Annotated in this window: 18 protein-coding genes; 11 read left to right on the top strand and 7 right to left on the bottom strand. The window is 45.9% G+C overall.

Features of this window, described 5'->3' with window-relative positions:
* Positions 1–20: 20 nt before the first annotated feature.
* Positions 21–1,208, top strand: coding sequence for a class I SAM-dependent rRNA methyltransferase (locus MKY10_RS20550; RefSeq protein ID WP_015250929.1), 1,188 nt, complete (start codon positions 21–23; stop codon positions 1,206–1,208).
* A gap of 33 nt (positions 1,209–1,241) precedes the next feature.
* Here the strand turns inward: MKY10_RS20550 and MKY10_RS20545 are convergent, their stop codons facing one another.
* The 4 genes from MKY10_RS20545 to MKY10_RS20530 all read right to left on the bottom strand — a co-directional run bounded on the left by MKY10_RS20545 (position 1,242) and on the right by MKY10_RS20530 (position 3,824).
* Complete coding sequence (locus MKY10_RS20545) at positions 1,242–1,439, bottom strand: YwbE family protein (RefSeq protein WP_003227367.1); 198 nt, start codon at positions 1,437–1,439, stop codon at positions 1,242–1,244.
* A gap of 33 nt (positions 1,440–1,472) precedes the next feature.
* Positions 1,473–2,675 carry a major facilitator superfamily domain-containing protein 6 gene (locus tag MKY10_RS20540; protein WP_015250930.1) on the bottom strand — a complete coding sequence of 401 codons (1,203 nt, stop codon included), beginning with the start codon at positions 2,673–2,675 and terminating at the stop codon, positions 1,473–1,475.
* Positions 2,676–2,778: 103 nt separating this feature from the next.
* Positions 2,779–3,456 (bottom strand): CidB/LrgB family autolysis modulator, encoded by a 678-nt coding sequence (locus tag MKY10_RS20535; RefSeq protein ID WP_003227371.1) that lies wholly within the window; start codon positions 3,454–3,456, stop codon positions 2,779–2,781.
* Entirely contained in the window at positions 3,438–3,824 is a 387-nt protein-coding gene (locus tag MKY10_RS20530; protein ID WP_003227375.1) for a CidA/LrgA family holin-like protein, read from the bottom strand. The genes MKY10_RS20535 and MKY10_RS20530 overlap by 19 nt, the downstream gene beginning before the upstream one ends.
* 105 nt (positions 3,825–3,929) lie before the next feature.
* Here MKY10_RS20530 and MKY10_RS20525 point away from each other — a divergent pair, with 105 nt between their 5' ends.
* The 7 genes from MKY10_RS20525 to MKY10_RS20495 all read left to right on the top strand — a co-directional run bounded on the left by MKY10_RS20525 (position 3,930) and on the right by MKY10_RS20495 (position 11,043).
* The gene (locus tag MKY10_RS20525; protein ID WP_015250931.1) at positions 3,930–4,835 is read left to right on the top strand and encodes a LysR family transcriptional regulator; all 906 of its coding nucleotides are present in this window, start codon (positions 3,930–3,932) and stop codon (positions 4,833–4,835) included.
* 7 nt (positions 4,836–4,842) lie between these two features.
* The gene (gene thiM, locus MKY10_RS20520; RefSeq protein WP_015250932.1) at positions 4,843–5,661 is read left to right on the top strand and encodes a hydroxyethylthiazole kinase; all 819 of its coding nucleotides are present in this window, start codon (positions 4,843–4,845) and stop codon (positions 5,659–5,661) included.
* Positions 5,658–6,326 carry a thiamine phosphate synthase gene (gene thiE / locus MKY10_RS20515; RefSeq protein WP_015250933.1) on the top strand — a complete coding sequence of 223 codons (669 nt, stop codon included), beginning with the start codon at positions 5,658–5,660 and terminating at the stop codon, positions 6,324–6,326. Before thiM ends, thiE begins: the two co-directional genes overlap by 4 nt.
* A 156-nt stretch (positions 6,327–6,482) precedes the next feature.
* Positions 6,483–7,928: a ferrous ion permease EfeU gene (efeU, locus tag MKY10_RS20510; protein WP_015250934.1), complete on the top strand. Its 1,446-nt coding sequence runs from the start codon at positions 6,483–6,485 to the stop codon at positions 7,926–7,928.
* A complete protein-coding gene (gene efeM / locus MKY10_RS20505; protein ID WP_339225987.1) occupies positions 7,925–9,082 on the top strand; it encodes an iron uptake system lipoprotein EfeM in 1,158 nt (385 codons plus the stop codon). Before efeU ends, efeM begins: the two co-directional genes overlap by 4 nt.
* Before the next feature lie 18 nt (positions 9,083–9,100).
* Entirely contained in the window at positions 9,101–10,351 is a 1,251-nt protein-coding gene (gene efeB, locus MKY10_RS20500) for an iron uptake transporter deferrochelatase/peroxidase subunit (protein ID WP_048654803.1), read from the top strand.
* An 89-nt stretch (positions 10,352–10,440) separates the two neighbouring features.
* Complete coding sequence (locus MKY10_RS20495) at positions 10,441–11,043, top strand: DsbA family protein (protein WP_014481274.1); 603 nt, start codon at positions 10,441–10,443, stop codon at positions 11,041–11,043.
* A gap of 30 nt (positions 11,044–11,073) precedes the next feature.
* Here the strand turns inward: MKY10_RS20495 and MKY10_RS20490 are convergent, their stop codons facing one another.
* From MKY10_RS20490 to slrA, 3 genes are all read right to left on the bottom strand, one after another.
* Positions 11,074–12,615 carry a cation acetate symporter gene (locus MKY10_RS20490; protein WP_015250937.1) on the bottom strand — a complete coding sequence of 514 codons (1,542 nt, stop codon included), beginning with the start codon at positions 12,613–12,615 and terminating at the stop codon, positions 11,074–11,076.
* Positions 12,612–12,920, bottom strand: a complete 309-nt coding sequence (locus MKY10_RS20485; RefSeq protein WP_061890987.1) for a DUF485 domain-containing protein — start codon at positions 12,918–12,920, stop codon at positions 12,612–12,614. The genes MKY10_RS20490 and MKY10_RS20485 overlap by 4 nt, the downstream gene beginning before the upstream one ends.
* A 442-nt stretch (positions 12,921–13,362) precedes the next feature.
* Positions 13,363–13,521, bottom strand: coding sequence for a transcriptional regulator SlrA (gene slrA, locus MKY10_RS20480; protein ID WP_003243648.1), 159 nt, complete (start codon positions 13,519–13,521; stop codon positions 13,363–13,365).
* A 354-nt stretch (positions 13,522–13,875) separates the two neighbouring features.
* On the opposite strand from slrA, the gene slrC reads away from it, so the two are divergent.
* The 3 genes from slrC (at position 13,876) to MKY10_RS20465 (ending at position 16,201) form a co-directional block, all read left to right on the top strand.
* Positions 13,876–14,547 carry a transcriptional regulator SlrC gene (slrC, locus tag MKY10_RS20475; protein WP_014478350.1) on the top strand — a complete coding sequence of 224 codons (672 nt, stop codon included), beginning with the start codon at positions 13,876–13,878 and terminating at the stop codon, positions 14,545–14,547.
* A 17-nt stretch (positions 14,548–14,564) separates the two neighbouring features.
* Positions 14,565–14,948: a GtrA family protein gene (locus tag MKY10_RS20470; protein WP_003227398.1), complete on the top strand. Its 384-nt coding sequence runs from the start codon at positions 14,565–14,567 to the stop codon at positions 14,946–14,948.
* Positions 14,949–15,028: 80 nt separating this feature from the next.
* Complete coding sequence (locus tag MKY10_RS20465; protein ID WP_015250940.1) at positions 15,029–16,201, top strand: galactokinase; 1,173 nt, start codon at positions 15,029–15,031, stop codon at positions 16,199–16,201.
* Positions 16,202–16,204 lie beyond the last annotated feature (3 nt).

Here is a 16,204-nt window from a genome sequence, read left to right as displayed (position 1 = left end):
ACAGAAAGAGGACGACATATATGAAGCTACTCACCCTAAAGAAAGCACACGCTGCCAAAATCAAAAAAGGCTATCCCCTTATCGAAAAAGAAGCTCTCGCAGGGAGTGCGGGGCACATGAAAGAAGGAGACCTCGTTGATATCGTGTCTGAGAGCGGCGAGTTTCTCGCGCGGGGCTATTATGGCCTGCAAAACAAAGGGGTCGGCTGGACGCTTACCCGCAATAAACATGAACAGGTTGACCAGGCATTTTTTCTCACCAAATTAACAAAAGCGGCCCAAGCGCGCGCCAAACTATTTGAGGCTCAAGATACAACAGCTTTCCGCCTGTTCAACGGTGAGGGCGACGGTGTCGGCGGCGTCACCATCGACTATTATGACGGCTACCTGCTGATTCAATGGTACAGCAAGGGGGTTTACACCTTTAAAGACATGCTGATTTCCGCATTGGATGAGATGGATCTTGATTATAAAGCGATTTACGAGAAGAAACGCTTCGACACGGCTGGACAATACGTTGAAGATGATGACTTCGTGAAAGGGAGAAGGGGCGAGTTCCCGATCATCATCCAGGAGAATGGCATTCAATACGCGGTGGATCTGAATGAAGGCGCCATGACGGGCATCTTTTTGGATCAGAGACATGTGCGCAAGGCGATCAGAGACCGCTATGCAAAAGGGAAAAACGTTTTAAATACATTTTCTTATACGGGTGCATTCTCCGTGGCAGCGGCGCTTGGCGGAGCGGAGAAAACAACAAGCGTCGACGTGGCAAACCGAAGTCTGGCCAAAACGATCGAGCAATTCAGCGTGAACAAGCTGGATTACGAAGCGCACGACATTAAAGTGATGGACGTGTTTAACTATTTTTCATATGCTGCAAAAAAGGATTTGCGCTTTGATCTGATTATTCTCGATCCGCCTTCCTTTGCGCGCACAAAAAAACGCACCTTCAGCGCGGCCAAGGATTATAAAAACCTGCTGAAGGAAACGATCGCCATCACTGCTGACAAGGGTGTCATTGTTGCCTCTACAAACAGCAGCGCCTTTGGCATGAAGAAATTCAAAGGCTTTATCGATGCCGCATTTAAAGAAACAAACGAACGCTACACCATCATTGAGGAATTTACGCTGCCGGAGGATTTCAAAACGATTTCGGCATTTCCGGAAGGCAACTACCTGAAAGTGGTCCTTCTGAAGAAAAAATAATGAAAAAGCTGCCCTGTTCAGGGGCAGCTTTTTTTATGTAGAAATGATCTGCTGGACGCGGCCAATGCGGCCATCTTCAAGACGGACTTTAATGCCATGCGGATGAAAGTTTGATTTCGTCAAAATATCCTTCACTGTCCCTCTCGTCAGTTTTCCTGTTTTTTGATCTGCTTTCAATACAATATCAACCTGCAACCCTTTCGAAATGCTGTTTCGCTCTTGCCCGTTCATAACGCACATCCTTTCTTTTGTTCATTATAGTCATTATGGTTTAAAAGTAACAGCCGGCTGATGAAGTGTATGTTTGTTTTTTTCAGCCTTCATTAAATATAATGTCAGGCCAAAGCCTGCTATGCTCAGAATGCCAAAAAGCAAGTAGACCGCGAAAATCGACACGTAGTCAAAAATGTACCCGCCTGCAAATGTGCAGAACCAGTTGCCGAACCCGTTGCCAATGGCGGCGTACATGGTCAGCGCCGTCGCTTCAACGTGTCTTGGGGTAATCTTTTTCACATATTGAAGCGCCGCCGGGATAAATAAACCGATGGCCACTCCCTGAAGAAAGACCGTCGCATATATGATCCATAGTGAAGGCGCCGTGAAATAGAGCGCCCACCTGAATAATGAGACTCCGCCTGACAGCATAATGACGTTGAGCAGCCCCATTTTATCTATAAATGTTTGGGCAAACCGCATAAATGGTATTTCTGAAATCACGCCGATGAAAAATAAAATGCCGATAGCGGAGAGAGATGCGCCGCTTTTGTCCAGAAAAAGACTGAAATACGTATTGTTCGCTAAGTTTGGAGCAAATGTCGTAAAAGTGATGATCATAAAGATGAGGAAGGTTTTGTTGCTGATAAGCTCCCGGAATCCTTTGCGGATATTGACCTTTGTTTTTGTTTTCTGCTGGCCGGGCATTTGTGAAGCCAATATGGCAGCAATGCATAGAAAGGCACAGCCAAAGATAAAGATCACGTGAATGGGGTACAGCTGGTTCGTCACCTGTCCCATGGCAAACACCGCGACACCGAAGCCGAGAGAACCAAACAGGCGGATTCCGCCATAATTGCCGTTTGTTTCTTGTGTGTACCTTAGTGAAATGCTGTCCGAAAGTGGAATAATCGTGCTTTGAAAGGCTGCAAAACAGGCCGCAATCAAAATAAACAGAGGGAAACTGTCAAATGCAATATAGGCTAATCCAATGATGCCTGTGATTGATGTGCAAACCGCCAGCAGGCCTTTCGTTTTTTGCGTATAGTCGCTGAGCATGCCCCAAAACGGCTGAAAGAAAATCATCACAATCGGGCCCAGCGACATGATCAAGCCGACCTGTGATCCGCTTAAATGCTGTTCCTTCGTTAAATACATACTGAGTAAGGGAATCATGCTGCCCGTACCGAGAAAAGCAAACAAATAAAATCCTTTTAACGCGGCATAATGCCGTCTCACCTGCAAGTTGTGCATCAAGGTGCCTCCTTTGGTATCCACAAATTACATTATATTGTAATTTGCGAGCTTTTCAATAAGGGGAAGCACATAAAAAAACTGCCCTCGAGAGGACAGTTTTTTACATAAATGAAAGTAAAAACGGCGCCGCGCAAAGCGTCATAATCGCAGCTAAGATCATCGATACGCTTGAAATCGTGCCGGACACAGAGCTGAGCTCAAATGCCTTTGACGTTCCCGCTCCGTGTGCGCTTGTGCCGAGCAGCACGCCCCGAGCGATTTCGTTATCAATACGGAAATAGCGGATGACCATCGGGCCGATCACTGTGCCGAGCAAAGCGGTTAAAATCACAAACACGGCTGTGACGGCAGGCATTCCGCCGATCATTTCAGATACGTTCATCGCGATCGGCGTTGTCACTGATCTCGGGACGAGGCTGTCAATTAAGCCGGTGCCGAGGTGAAGCCATTTCGCAATAAGAGCGGTAGAAATAATCGCGATGCATGAACCGACGGCCACATTCAAAATAATTTCCACTGCGTATTTCTTTAAAACAGGGAAATATTTATATAGCGGGATCGCGAATGCCACGGTGGCCGGCTGTAGCATATCGGTCAGCAATCCGCCGCCGAGATTATAGGACTCGTACGGGACATTCACCAGCAGCAGCAGACCGACTAACACAGCGGGCGTCACCAATAGCGGCGACGTATAAACACGCGGAAAGCGTTGATATACCTTTTTTGCTCCTAAATACACCAAAACCGTTAAAAACAAACTTACAATTCCGATGAACACGTATGCTTTTTCTCCTTTCTCTTTGCAATGAGTTGTGTAAGCGTTCCTGTAGACACCATCACGACAAACGTGCTGATGATGACAACAAGCAGAATGCTGACACCAAATTTCGACATAATGTCTCCGTATTCAATCACTCCGACGGCAGACGGGATAAAAAATAAAAGCAGCTCCCCGAGAAGCCACGCTGCACCAAGCTCTATCCATTCAAGCTTGATAATGTTAAAGTGCAATAATGTGAAAAGAATCACAATCCCTATTATACTGCCGGGAATATTTATATGAAGAAGGGCTGTCACCCAATTAATCAGCCGAGCAAATATAAATAACAGAGCGATTTGAATAACGGTTAGCAACAGTTTTTTCATATTGATGCCTCCCTTATATACTTATTGTACATAAGGTCTCGCTATAGGTAAAATATATATTAAGAATAAGAAGTATTCCTTTTGTCTATAGAAAGGGTGAAGCACATGGATATCCGCCATTTAACATATTTCTTGGAAGTCGCCCGTTTAAAAAGTTTTACGAAGGCTTCCCAATCCCTTTATGTTTCTCAGCCGACGATATCAAAAATGATCAAAAATTTAGAAGAAGAGCTCGGAATTGAACTGTTTTACCGAAACGGCAGGCAGGTAGAACTGACTGATGCCGGCCATAGCATGTATGTGCAGGCGCAGGAAATCATTAAATCATTTCAAAACCTGACGTCAGAATTAAATGATATTATGGAAGTCAAGAAAGGGCACGTACGGATTGGACTGCCGCCGATGATCGGATCGGGGTTTTTCCCGAGAGTGCTCGGCGATTTCCGTGAAAACTATCCGAATGTCACCTTTCAGCTAGTCGAAGACGGTTCTATAAAAGTCCAAGAAGGTGTCGGGGACGGCTCTCTTGATATAGGCGTTGTGGTCCTTCCCGCAAACGAAGATATCTTTCATTCGTTTACAATCGTAAAAGAAACCTTAATGCTTGTCGTTCACCCGTCCCACCGGCTGGCTGATGAGAAAGAATGTCAGCTGCGTGAGTTGAAGGACGAGCCTTTTATTTTCTTCAGGGAGGATTTTGTCCTGCACAACCGAATTATGACGGAATGTATCAAGGCTGGGTTCCGGCCCCATATCATTTATGAAACATCACAATGGGATTTTATTAGTGAGATGGTATCAGCCAACCTTGGGATCGGGCTTTTGCCGGAACGGATCTGCCGCGGCCTTGACCCGGAAAAAGTGAAAGTCATTCCGCTTGTCGATCCGGTCATCCCTTGGCACCTCGCCATTATTTGGAGAAAGGACAGGTACTTGTCGTTTGCCGCCAGAGCTTGGCTCGAACATACGAAATCGTATTTATGGGACCCGAAAAAAGAAAGTAAAGGATGATGCAAACATGGATGCACAATCAGCAGCGAAATGTCTTACGGCTGTCCGCCGGCATAGCCCACTGGTGCATAGCATAACCAACAATGTCGTAACGAATTTCACAGCAAACGGCCTGCTCGCCCTCGGCGCATCGCCCGTTATGGCGTACGCAAAAGAAGAGGTCGCCGATATGGCGAAGATTGCGGGTGCACTCGTTTTAAATATCGGGACGCTGAGCAAGGAGTCAGTCGAAGCGATGATCATCGCGGGAAAATCAGCCAATGAACATGGGGTTCCCGTCATTCTTGATCCTGTCGGTGCCGGAGCAACACCGTTCCGCACTGAATCGGCACGTGACATCATTCGTGAGGTGCGCCTTGCTGCAATCAGAGGAAATGCGGCGGAAATTGCCCATACCGTCGGCGTGACCGATTGGCTGATCAAAGGTGTTGATGCGGGTGAAGGCGGAGGCGACATCATCCGGCTGGCTCAGCAGGCGGCACAAAAGCTAAACACGGTCATTGCGATAACTGGTGAAGTTGATGTCATAGCCGACACGTCACATGTATACACCCTTCATAACGGCCACAAGCTGCTGACAAAAGTGACAGGCGCCGGTTGCCTGCTGACTTCCGTCGTCGGTGCGTTTTGCGCTGTGGAAGAAAATCCATTGTTTGCTGCTATTGCGGCCATTTCTTCGTATGGGGTCGCCGCTCAGCTTGCCGCACAGCAGACGGCTGACAAAGGCCCTGGAAGCTTTCAGATTGAATTGCTGAACAAGCTTTCAACTGTTACTGAACAAGACGTCCAAGAATGGGCGGCTATAGAAAGGGTGACTGTCTCATGACTCGTATTTCTCGGGAAATGATGAAAGAGTTATTATCTGTTTACTTCATTATGGGGTCAAACAATACGAAAGCCGATCCTGTTACAGTTGTACAAAAAGCGTTAAAAGGCGGTGCCACCCTGTACCAGTTCCGTGAAAAAGGCGGGGATGCGCTGACAGGAGAGGCTCGGATTGAATTTGCTGAAAAAGCGCAGGCAGCTTGCCGTGAAGCTGGTATTCCGTTCATTGTCAATGATGATGTGGAATTGGCTCTGAAGCTGAAAGCTGACGGTATCCACATCGGCCAGGAAGACGCAAATGCGAAAGAGGTAAGAGCTGCCATAGGTGATATGATTCTCGGCGTTTCTGCCCATACGATGTCTGAGGTGAAGCAAGCTGAAGAAGACGGAGCCGATTATGTCGGGCTTGGGCCGATCTATCCGACTGAAACGAAAAAAGATACGAGAGCGGTACAAGGGGTATCTCTTATTGAAGCAGTGCGCCGCCAAGGCATCAGCATTCCAATTGTCGGCATCGGTGGCATCACAATAGATAATGCCGCACCTGTTATCCAAGCGGGGGCCGATGGCGTCAGTATGATCAGCGCCATCAGTCAGGCGGAAGATCCTGAGAGTGCTGCACGCAAGTTTCGTGAGGAAATTCAAACATATAAAACAGAAAGATAATCGTTCATCTTCCTTCAAAAGGCTGTTCTGTAAAAGGACAGCTTTTTTGCTGTCCATCAAGGTTTTCAGACCTTCAAATTTTAATTGACAAAGGACAAGAACTGGCTATGATTATGTTATACAATGATAATCATTTTCAATTATAGGAGGAACATGATGGCTCGGGGGCTGGCACTTATTCTATTCAGCTTGTTGATGGTTTTCGGTTCTGCGGCACATGCGGAAGATGATCCGATCGCCGCATTAATTCAATTAAACAAGCAAATGATCAAATCCGTAAAAGACGGGGATATGGATTCGGCACAACAAACGTTTGAAACCTTCAAAGCGAAGTGGAAAAAAGAAGAACCTTCTATTAAGAAAGAAAACCTTTCTTCTCACAGTGAAATGGACGCGAATATCGCGATGATTTCTCTTTCTTTTATCAATCAAGACGCAGGCAAGCTCAAAACACAGCTTGAAGAGCTTGCGTCTCATTTAGAAACCTATCAGCAGGCTGTCGTGCTGAAAAAGACATCCTCAGGTCAATCAAGGGCGTCCTTAACAGCCTATATACAAAGCTTGAAAGACACAAAACAGTTCATAGAAAAAAAGCAATTGGATGAAGCGTCATCCGCAATCGACAATTTAGTTACATCCTGGCTCGCCGTAGAGGGAGACGTCGTGTCCCAATCGAAAGAAGCCTATACGACATCGGAGGAAAATCTGGCACTGATGAAGGCGGAGATCGGCAGCCATCCCGAAAAGGTATCAAAGCAAATTGACGAAATGATTCAATTGCTCGAGCCGATCGCTTCAAGCAGCTACAGCTGGTGGGATGCGGCGCTGATCCCGATTCGTGAAGGGATGGAGGCCCTCCTTGTCATCGGAGCACTATTAACCATGACAAAAAAAGCGCGGGTCACGCGCTCCTCGGCATGGATCTGGGGCGGAGCGTCTGCCGGCATGGCTGTTTCCTTAGCATCCGGCATCGGTGTCACGGTTCTGTTCTCCTCCAGTGTATTCGGAGAAAACAATTTCTTGCTTGGCGGCGTCACCGGCGTACTGTCCGCTGTCATGCTTTTGTATGTCGGGGTGTGGTTGCACAGAAACGCCTCAATGGATAAATGGAGAGAAAAAATCAATATCCAGAAGTCACAGGCACTAAAAAAACGAAGCCTGCTTTCCTTTGCGCTCATTGCATTTCTGGCAGTTGTAAGAGAAGGTCTCGAAACGGTCATCTTTTTCATCGGGCTTGTCGGGAAGCTCCCGCTCACTGAACTGATCGGCGGAACTGCCGCAGGGCTTATCGTTCTCGTCATCGTCGGTGTTCTGATGATCAAGCTCGGAATGCGCATTCCATTGAAGCCGTTTTTTCTTCTATCAATGGCGGTTGTCCTGTATATGTGCGTGAAATTTCTCGGAACCGGCGTTCACAGCCTTCAACTGGCGGGCATTCTTCCGTCTGATGCAGAAAGCTGGCTGCCGTCTGTATCGGTGCTAGGAATTTATCCGTCTGTGTACAGCACGATTCCGCAAATGTTGATTTTCCTCTTTTTACTGATTGCGCTTGTTTCAGAAGCGGCAAAACATTTTACAAACGGAAAGGAACTGACAAAATGAATTTCACAAAAATCGCTGTATCAGCCGGATGCATCCTTGCGCTGTGCGCATGCTGCGGAGCCAACGACACATCTTCAACTAAAGAAAAAGCTTCATCTGAAAAAAGCGGGATCACTAAAGAAATCACCGCATCCGTAAATAAAATGGAAACCATCATTTCTAAGCTGAATGACTCAGCGGAAAAAGGAGACCAAAAAGAGATTGAAAAGAAGGGGAAAGAGTTAAACAGCTACTGGCTTTCCTTTGAAAACGATATTCGCAGCGACTATCCATTCGAATATACAGAAATCGAAAAGCATCTTCAGCCAATCTACACAGAAGCGCAAAAAGACAAACCGGATACAGCAAAAATCAAGACAGAATCCGAGTCACTGAAAGCGTCCTTAGAAGACCTGACAGAAGCGAAGAAGAGCGGCAAAAAGGCTAGCGATCAGCTGGCAAAAGCAGCGGATGAGTATAAAGGCTATGTCAAAGAGCAGAGTGACCAGCTTGTCAAAGCGACTGAAGCATTTACGGGTGCTGTGAAATCCGGCGATATCAAAAAGTCCAAAACGTTATATGCGAAAGCGCGTGTTTATTACGAGCGAATCGAACCGATCGCTGAAAGCCTCGGAGATCTTGATCCGAAAATTGATGCTCGAGAAAACGATGTTGAAGAAGGAGACAAATGGACAGGCTTCCATAAGCTTGAGAAGGCCATTTGGAAGGATCAAGATATTTCCGGGGAAAAGGCAACAGCTGACCAGCTTCTCAAGGATGTAAAAGAGCTTGACGGTTCAATTCAATCACTGAAATTAACACCTGAACAAATTGTAGCAGGCGCGATGGAGCTTCTGAACGAAGCCGGGATTTCGAAAATCACGGGAGAAGAAGAGCGCTACTCACGAATCGATTTAGTCGACCTTATGGCAAATGTGGAAGGCTCCGAAGCCGTTTATCAAACAGTGAAAAGCGCGCTTGTAAAAGATCACTCCGACTTGACGGAAAAACTGGATACGGAGTTCAGCGAATTTGAAGTTTTAATGGCAAAATACAAAACAAATGATCAGTCCTATACGTCTTATGATAAATTAAGTGAAAAGCAAATCAGAGAGCTGAGCACAAAGCTGACGACTCTTTCTGAAACCATGTCGAAGATTGCGAATGTGCTATAAAAGGAGTTTTGTAACAGCATGAGCGATGAACAAAAAAAGTCAGAACAAATTCACAGACGGGACATTTTAAAATGGGGGGCAATGGCGGGGGCAGCCGTTGCGATCGGTGCCAGCGGACTCGGCGGTCTCGCTCCGCTTGTTCAGACTGCGGCTAAGCCATCGAAAAAGGATGAAAAAGAGGAGGAGCAGATTGTTCCGTTTTACGGAAAGCATCAGGCCGGAATCACAACTGCCCATCAAACGTATGTCTATTTTGCTGCGCTGGATGTAACAGCAAAAGACAAAAGCGACATCATTACGTTATTTAGAAACTGGACAAGTCTCACACAGATGCTGACATCTGGCAAGAAAATGTCAGCGGAGCAGAGAAATCAGTATCTGCCGCCGCAGGATACAGGTGAGTCTGCTGATTTATCCCCTTCCAACTTAACGGTCACATTTGGATTTGGGCCTGGCTTTTTTGAAAAAGATGGAAAGGACCGCTTCGGGCTGAAAAGCAAAAAGCCGAAGCACCTAGCCGCTCTTCCAGCGATGCCCAATGACAACCTGGATGAAAAGCAGGGAGGCGGGGACATCTGCATTCAAGTATGTGCAGACGACGAGCAAGTGGCGTTTCACGCGCTGCGTAACCTGCTAAATCAAGCGGTCGGCACTTGTGAGGTCCGCTTTGTGAACAAAGGCTTTTTAAGCGGAGGAAAAAATGGCGAAACACCGCGCAATCTCTTCGGGTTTAAAGATGGAACAGGCAACCAGAGCACGGAGGATGACAGCTTGATGAACTCGATCGTGTGGGTTCAGTCCGGTGAGCCTGACTGGATGACGGGCGGCACCTATATGGCTTTCCGGAAAATCAAAATGTTCCTTGAGATATGGGACCGCTCTTCCCTCAAGGACCAAGAGGATACCTTCGGCCGCAGAAAAAGCTCAGGGGCGCCTTTCGGACAGAAAAAGGAAACAGATCCCGTGAAGCTGAATCAAATTCCGTCTAATTCACACGTCAGTCTAGCGAAATCTACGGGAAAACAAATTTTGCGAAGAGCTTTCTCTTACACAGAAGGACTTGATCCGAAAACCGGCTATATGGATGCAGGTCTCCTGTTTATCAGTTTTCAAAAAAATCCCGACAATCAGTTTATCCCGATGCTGAAGGCTCTTTCAGCAAAGGATGCGTTAAACGAATATACACAAACAATCGGTTCTGCTTTATATGCATGCCCAGGCGGCTGCAAAAAAGGAGAATATATTGCCCAGCGTTTGCTGGAATCATAAAAGAAGCCTAAATCGGCTTCTTTATTTAAAAAACAGTTGTAACTTTAATTGTTACAGTTTAAAATCAATTTATACGAAAGGAGATTATCATGACAGTACACATTAAAGTTTATTCAGATTACGTCTGCCCATTTTGTTTTGTTGGAAAAGCCGCTTTTGAAGAAGCGATAAAAGGAAAGGATGTTGAAGTCGAGTGGATGCCGTTTGAACTGCGCCCAAGCCCATCTCCTCAGCTTGATCCGGTCAATGATCCTTCCAAACAGTACATGTGGCAGACATCAATTCAGCCAATGGCGGAGAAATTAGGAGTCGAGATCAATTTTCCAAACGTCTCGCCTCATCCGTATACAGACCTCGCGTTTGAAGGCTTCCATTTTGCGAAGGAATACAATAAAGGACATGAATACAACACCCGTGTCTTTCAGGCGTTTTTCCAGGAGGGCCAAAATATTGGCGATATTGACATCTTGACGAAGCTCGCCGAGGAAGTGGGATTAGACGGTGCATCATTCAAATCAGCACTGGAAACAAGAACATATCAGGACGTGCAGCGCCAAGCCTTGAAGCACGCCTATGAAGAGGCTGACATCACAGCCGTTCCAACCTTTATTATCGGTGACACTGTAATTCCGGGTGCTGCCGGCAAGGATGTATTTGAAAAAGCGATTTCTGACGAGCAGAAGAAAAAGTAAGGAAAAAGCTCTCTATAAAGAGAGCTTTTTTTATTCCTGTTCCATATGGACGCCAGTATGCGCCTTCACCTGTATTTCTGCAAACGTATCTTCATCAATTGTTTTATCAGACGACAGCACCGTTCCGAGCCACGCGCCGAGAAAGCCGAGCGGGATGGAAATAATTCCTGGATTAGACAGCGGAATGAGCGGATCACCGGTAAAAATAGCACCTCCGGCCGGGTCCCACACACTAGGGCTCATCGACACCAGCACAAGCGCGCTGATCAGGCCTGTCAGGCTGCCCCATAAAGCGCCTGAGGCATTGAATCGTTTCCAGAAGACTGTAAACACAATCAGCGGAAGGTTTGCGCTGGCGGCTACCGCAAACGCGAGTGCAACAAGGAACGCCACATTTAAGGATTGTGCAAAAATCGCAAGGAGAATCGAGAGTACTGACACGGCGACAGAAGCCCATCTGGCCGCTTTCATCTGTTCTTTTTCAGTTGCTTCTCCCTTTCTGATGATCTGGCTGTAAATATCATGGGCAAATGCTGAGGCGGCAGACAGCACCAACCCTGTCACGACAGCCAAAATGGTGGCAAAGGCGATGGCTGATACAAACGCGAACAGAAAGTCTCCTCCGAGCGCTTTTGCTAAAAGCGGAGCCGCCATATTTCCCGCTTGATCAGCCGCCGTAATCGCGTCAAAACCGACAAATGCCGCGGCACCAAAGCCGAGAAACACCGTCATAATGTAAAACACACCGATAATCCATGTCGCTGACACAACGGATGTACGGGCCGTCTTGGCATCCTTAACGGTATAAAACCGGATCAATATATGCGGAAGCCCGGCGGTTCCCAGCACGAGTGCCAAGTTTAACGACAAGGTCTCAAGCGGCACCTTGTATTTATTTCCGGGATTCATAAAATCAGCGCCAAGCGGAGTAGCCGTTTTCATCTGTTCAAACATGGTATTAAGGCTAAAGCCGAATTTCGAAAACACGATAATCGAAATCACGAGTGTGCCGGCCATCAGCAAAACGGCTTTAATAATTTGAACCCAGCTTGTCGCGATCATGCCGCCAAACACGACATAAATGGTCATCAGCACTCCGACGATGAGGACAGCCGCGGTATAATCCAGCCCTAGAAGCAGTTTGATCAGCGCGCCCGCCCCCACGAGCTGGGCGATCATATAAAAAGTAGAGATGGCAATGGTATTGAGAGCCGCGACACCGCGGATTTTCTTTTCTTTAAAGCGAGCGGCAATCATGTCTGCCATCGTGTACTTTCCAAGATTCCGAAGCGGCTCCGCCACGATGTACAAGACAACGAGATAAGCCACCAGAAAACCGATGCTGTAAAAGAAGCCATCAAATCCATATAACGCAATCATTCCGGCAATCCCGAGAAACGAGGCGGCAGACATGTAGTCACCGGCAATTGCCAGTCCATTCTGAACGCCGGTGAGCCCGCCGCCCGCCGTATAAAACTCACTCGTCGTTTTCGTCCGCTTCGCGGCAAAATACGTGATAATAAGCGTCAGGCCAACAATCGCCAAAAATAATAAAAAAGCAGTCATATTCATGTCTGTTCACCCTTCAGATCCTCTTTTAAAGCGCTTACATAATTATCGAAATGGGCGGCTCTCCGGGAATACACAGTACTCAGTATCCAGGTCATAGCGAATTGGGCGATGGCGAACAGCCAAGCCCATGAAACAGCTCCAATGGCCGGTGCATTCAAAAAGGTGAAATAAGATGTCAAAACAGGGAGTGAAAAATAAAAAACAAAAAAGAAAATCGCAGAAGGAACAATAAAAGCGCGTTTCTGCTTTAAAAAAGCTTGAAAAGACGGCGTTGCAGCAATCTGTTTATAATCAGCTTTGTACATGGCTTTCCTCCTTTTATTCGCTAAACGTAAGCAAAAAGGTACACCAATAGGTATGTACTGAAAGTCCGATTTATGCGTTGAACAATATCTGGAGGATGAAAAAAGAAGGAAGTCGTGAAGAGGTGAACACAGTGGTCTAAAGACAGGCGAAGGTTTTCAAGCTCGGCCGTGTATAAACGAGTTTGCTTTCAAAACCTCACCGAATGCAGCTTGTTCTCAGCAAAGCTGCTGTTTACCAGAGCACGGTTATCATGTTCGCATCACCTCTTTATGACAATGCATGTGCCAAGAGGTGATCGCATCACCGGCTGTCTGTCGTAGTTAGCTGACACACCGTTTGTCCTCAAGCTCAGCGCAGCGATTTGCTTTTGAATAGAGGATATGGTGAAAACTCAGATCAGGTGATAGAAAAGCCAGAGGTAAATAGATCCGCCTGTTCGGACTAGTCTTGCCGGACGGTTTTTTTGTGGTTTTTCTTTCTCGATGCTGTCTCAGATTCTAAAAACTGCCTCACATCATGAATGCCTAATCCAATGGATCTAGCTTCTTGAATTAACATATGCCAACCTTTGTCCAAATCTTTTTTAACATGAGTTTTCATAGTAACCTCCAATTGTATAAAATGTTTTCCTGCAACATGCGGGCAATAAAAGACAAGCCAGCGCGATGATGAGGCGAGTACAACAAATTTCACACATAGTTGCTCGGTGTTCACAAACTGAAGGAAAAACCACCTACCTATTCCCTAAAAAAATGACTAATATAACCAATGGACCTTATTTATAATAATAAACAATTAAATACTGACTGGATAGTATGTAAATGAAAATAAATCATTTAGCCTATTAAAAATGACCCCTGGGAAACCGAATAGCATAACCGTTCAAAGAAATAAATACCGCTAAAGATTGATCCGGTGTAAGATAAGGGTAATCATTACCGCCAGGAGAAAAATATGAAAAAAAACAAATTTCAAATTAAAAGAGAAGCAACATTTGAAAGTTTTATAGACGCTGGCGTGAATTTGTTGATTGACCGAGCGTATGATCCGGTTTCTGTAGAAGATATCAGCAGAGCCGCCGGGTACAGCAAAGGAGCATTTTATGTTCATTTTGTCAGCAAGGACGATTTTCTGCTGTACCTTCTCGAAAAACGTCAGATGAAAAAAAAGATCATTATAGGGTATCTTGATCAAATGGAGCGGGAGTCAGTGAAATCGCTGACATTGGACGAGGCTGCAAAACACGCTGCAGAACTGCTTTATTCCTATTACATAAATAAGCCGTCGTGGGACATCACCTCGTTTGCCATGAACATGCCGACATATAAAGTCTTAAAGAAATGCAAGGCCTATGTCCGGCTGTACGAATTGTGGGTGGAAGAAAATGTGTTATATATTAAGTGGCTGAAGGAGAGAAAGCTGATTGACGCCTGTATTGATCCTGAATATACGGCTAAAATAATATGTGCAGTCCTCGACGGAATCATCAAACAATCATATGTATTGGGCCAGCCAGCCACCTTCCGCAGCTTTTTAGACGCACTCTCGGTATTTTTTACTTTAGACAGAGAGCACGAGACGCCAAGAATTTTGAAAAGTTTTTCAGAAAGCGAGGAACATCAGTGAAGTATAGAGAAATAATTATGTATATCATTATGGGGGTTTTCACAACCATTGTGAATATCGCCAGCTTTTATATATTGGTAGAGATCATGAATGTGGATTACAAAGCCGCCACTGTTGCCGCTTGGATTTTGTCCGTGCTGTTTGCTTACATAACAAATAAATTATATGTGTTTCAGCAAAAAACACATGATCTGCAGAGCCTGCTGAAAGAGCTCACTGCTTTTTTCAGCGTTCGGGTCCTGTCTCTCGGCATAGATTTAGGCATGATGATCATTCTTGTCGGCCAGTTCAATACAAATGAAACCTTGGCCAAAATACTCGACAACGCGGTCATTGTTGTCGTCAACTATGTTGCGAGCAAATGGCTCGTCTTTAAAAAAACAAAAGAAGAAGGGGTATGAGAGGACTGCAGCATATGATCTGCCGTTTTCTATGAAGAAATAAGGGGAATAAAAAATAAAAACCAGAAAGGTGATTGCACATGCGGGAAGAGCTAAAGGGGATATTTGCAAGTGTATTCGGAGAAAAAGAGGGGTTACGGTTTTTTTTCGCACCTGGAAGAGTGAATCTGATTGGAGAACATACAGACTATAACGGCGGGCATGTATTTCCGTGCGCGCTGACAATGGGTACATATGCTGCTGTTGCAGAAAGAAACGACGGGCTTGTCCGGATGTATTCAGATAACTTTAGAAACGCAGGCATCAAGGAATGCAGCCTTGACGACATTCGCTATCAAAAAGAAGACGACTGGGCGAACTACCCAAAAGGCGTGATTTATGAATTTCAACAGAGGGGATATGCAGTTCCCCATGGCTTTGACATTGTATTTTCAGGGAATATTCCAAACGGGGCGGGGCTGTCGTCTTCCGCTTCTATTGAACTGCTGATGGGGGTCGTGCTCCGAAGCTATTTTCATCCTGAAGTAGATGCGCTTGAGCTTGTGAAAATGGCGCAGCATGCGGAAAACCATTTTATCGGCGTCAATTGCGGAATTATGGACCAATTTGCAATTGGAATGGGGAAAAAACATCATGCGATGCTGCTGAACTGCGACACGCTTGACTATGAATATAGCAAACTCAATGTCTCAGGCCTCGCGCTGGTCATCGCGAACACGAACAAAAAAAGGACATTGGCTGACTCAAGCTATAATACGAGACGCCAAGAATGCAATGATGCATTGCTTGATTTGAAAAAAGGCCTCGATATTGCCGCACTGGGCGACATCAAGCCTTCTGATTTCGATGCGCATTCCAGCCTGATCCAAAATGAAACGAACAGACGCCGGGCAAAGCACGCTGTATACGAAAATCATCGTGCTATTAAGACGGCCCATATGTTCAAAGAGAATAATATAGATGAAATCGGGCAGTTAATGAAGGAATCCCACCTTTCATTGAAGGATGACTATGAAGTAACATGCCCTGAACTTGATGAGCTTGTGTTTGCGGCATGGGATCACGAAGGTGTAATTGGATCAAGAATGACGGGAGCAGGCTTTGGCGGATGCACCATCAGCATAGTAAAAGATGAGTTCGTTGATGATTTTATTCAGAAGGTTGGAGACAGATATCAAGAAAAAACAGGGCTCCGAGCGGATTTTTATGTCGCGGATATCGGAGAGGGAGCGAGAGAACTAAAGGGGGAGTGACAT

It is taken from the genome of Bacillus sp. FSL P4-0290 (genome assembly GCF_037975435.1).
GTDB classification, from domain to species: domain Bacteria; phylum Bacillota; class Bacilli; order Bacillales; family Bacillaceae; genus Bacillus; species Bacillus subtilis.
This window is presented reverse-complemented; position numbering and strand designations above follow the sequence as displayed.

Bases quoted from the DNA above. Each gene is read 5' to 3' on its own strand.
- thiE (WP_015250933.1), top strand. From the start codon at position 5,658: ATGACTCGTATTTCTCGGGAAATGATGAAAGAGTTATTATCTGTTTAC.
- MKY10_RS20525 (WP_015250931.1), top strand. From the start codon at position 3,930: ATGGATATCCGCCATTTAACATATTTCTTGGAAGTCGCCCGTTTAAAA.
- efeU (WP_015250934.1), top strand. From the start codon at position 6,483: ATGGCTCGGGGGCTGGCACTTATTCTATTCAGCTTGTTGATGGTTTTC.
- MKY10_RS20530 (WP_003227375.1), bottom strand. From the start codon at position 3,824: ATGAAAAAACTGTTGCTAACCGTTATTCAAATCGCTCTGTTATTTATA.
- MKY10_RS20550 (WP_015250929.1), top strand. From the start codon at position 21: ATGAAGCTACTCACCCTAAAGAAAGCACACGCTGCCAAAATCAAAAAA.
- efeM (WP_339225987.1), top strand. From the start codon at position 7,925: ATGAATTTCACAAAAATCGCTGTATCAGCCGGATGCATCCTTGCGCTG.
- MKY10_RS20545 (WP_003227367.1), bottom strand. From the start codon at position 1,439: ATGAACGGGCAAGAGCGAAACAGCATTTCGAAAGGGTTGCAGGTTGAT.
- MKY10_RS20540 (WP_015250930.1), bottom strand. From the start codon at position 2,675: ATGCACAACTTGCAGGTGAGACGGCATTATGCCGCGTTAAAAGGATTT.
- MKY10_RS20490 (WP_015250937.1), bottom strand. From the start codon at position 12,615: ATGAATATGACTGCTTTTTTATTATTTTTGGCGATTGTTGGCCTGACG.
- slrA (WP_003243648.1), bottom strand. From the start codon at position 13,521: ATGAAAACTCATGTTAAAAAAGATTTGGACAAAGGTTGGCATATGTTA.
- MKY10_RS20470 (WP_003227398.1), top strand. From the start codon at position 14,565: ATGTATATCATTATGGGGGTTTTCACAACCATTGTGAATATCGCCAGC.
- MKY10_RS20465 (WP_015250940.1), top strand. From the start codon at position 15,029: ATGCGGGAAGAGCTAAAGGGGATATTTGCAAGTGTATTCGGAGAAAAA.
- thiM (WP_015250932.1), top strand. From the start codon at position 4,843: ATGGATGCACAATCAGCAGCGAAATGTCTTACGGCTGTCCGCCGGCAT.
- MKY10_RS20485 (WP_061890987.1), bottom strand. From the start codon at position 12,920: ATGTACAAAGCTGATTATAAACAGATTGCTGCAACGCCGTCTTTTCAA.
- slrC (WP_014478350.1), top strand. From the start codon at position 13,876: ATGAAAAAAAACAAATTTCAAATTAAAAGAGAAGCAACATTTGAAAGT.
- efeB (WP_048654803.1), top strand. From the start codon at position 9,101: ATGAGCGATGAACAAAAAAAGTCAGAACAAATTCACAGACGGGACATT.
- MKY10_RS20495 (WP_014481274.1), top strand. From the start codon at position 10,441: ATGACAGTACACATTAAAGTTTATTCAGATTACGTCTGCCCATTTTGT.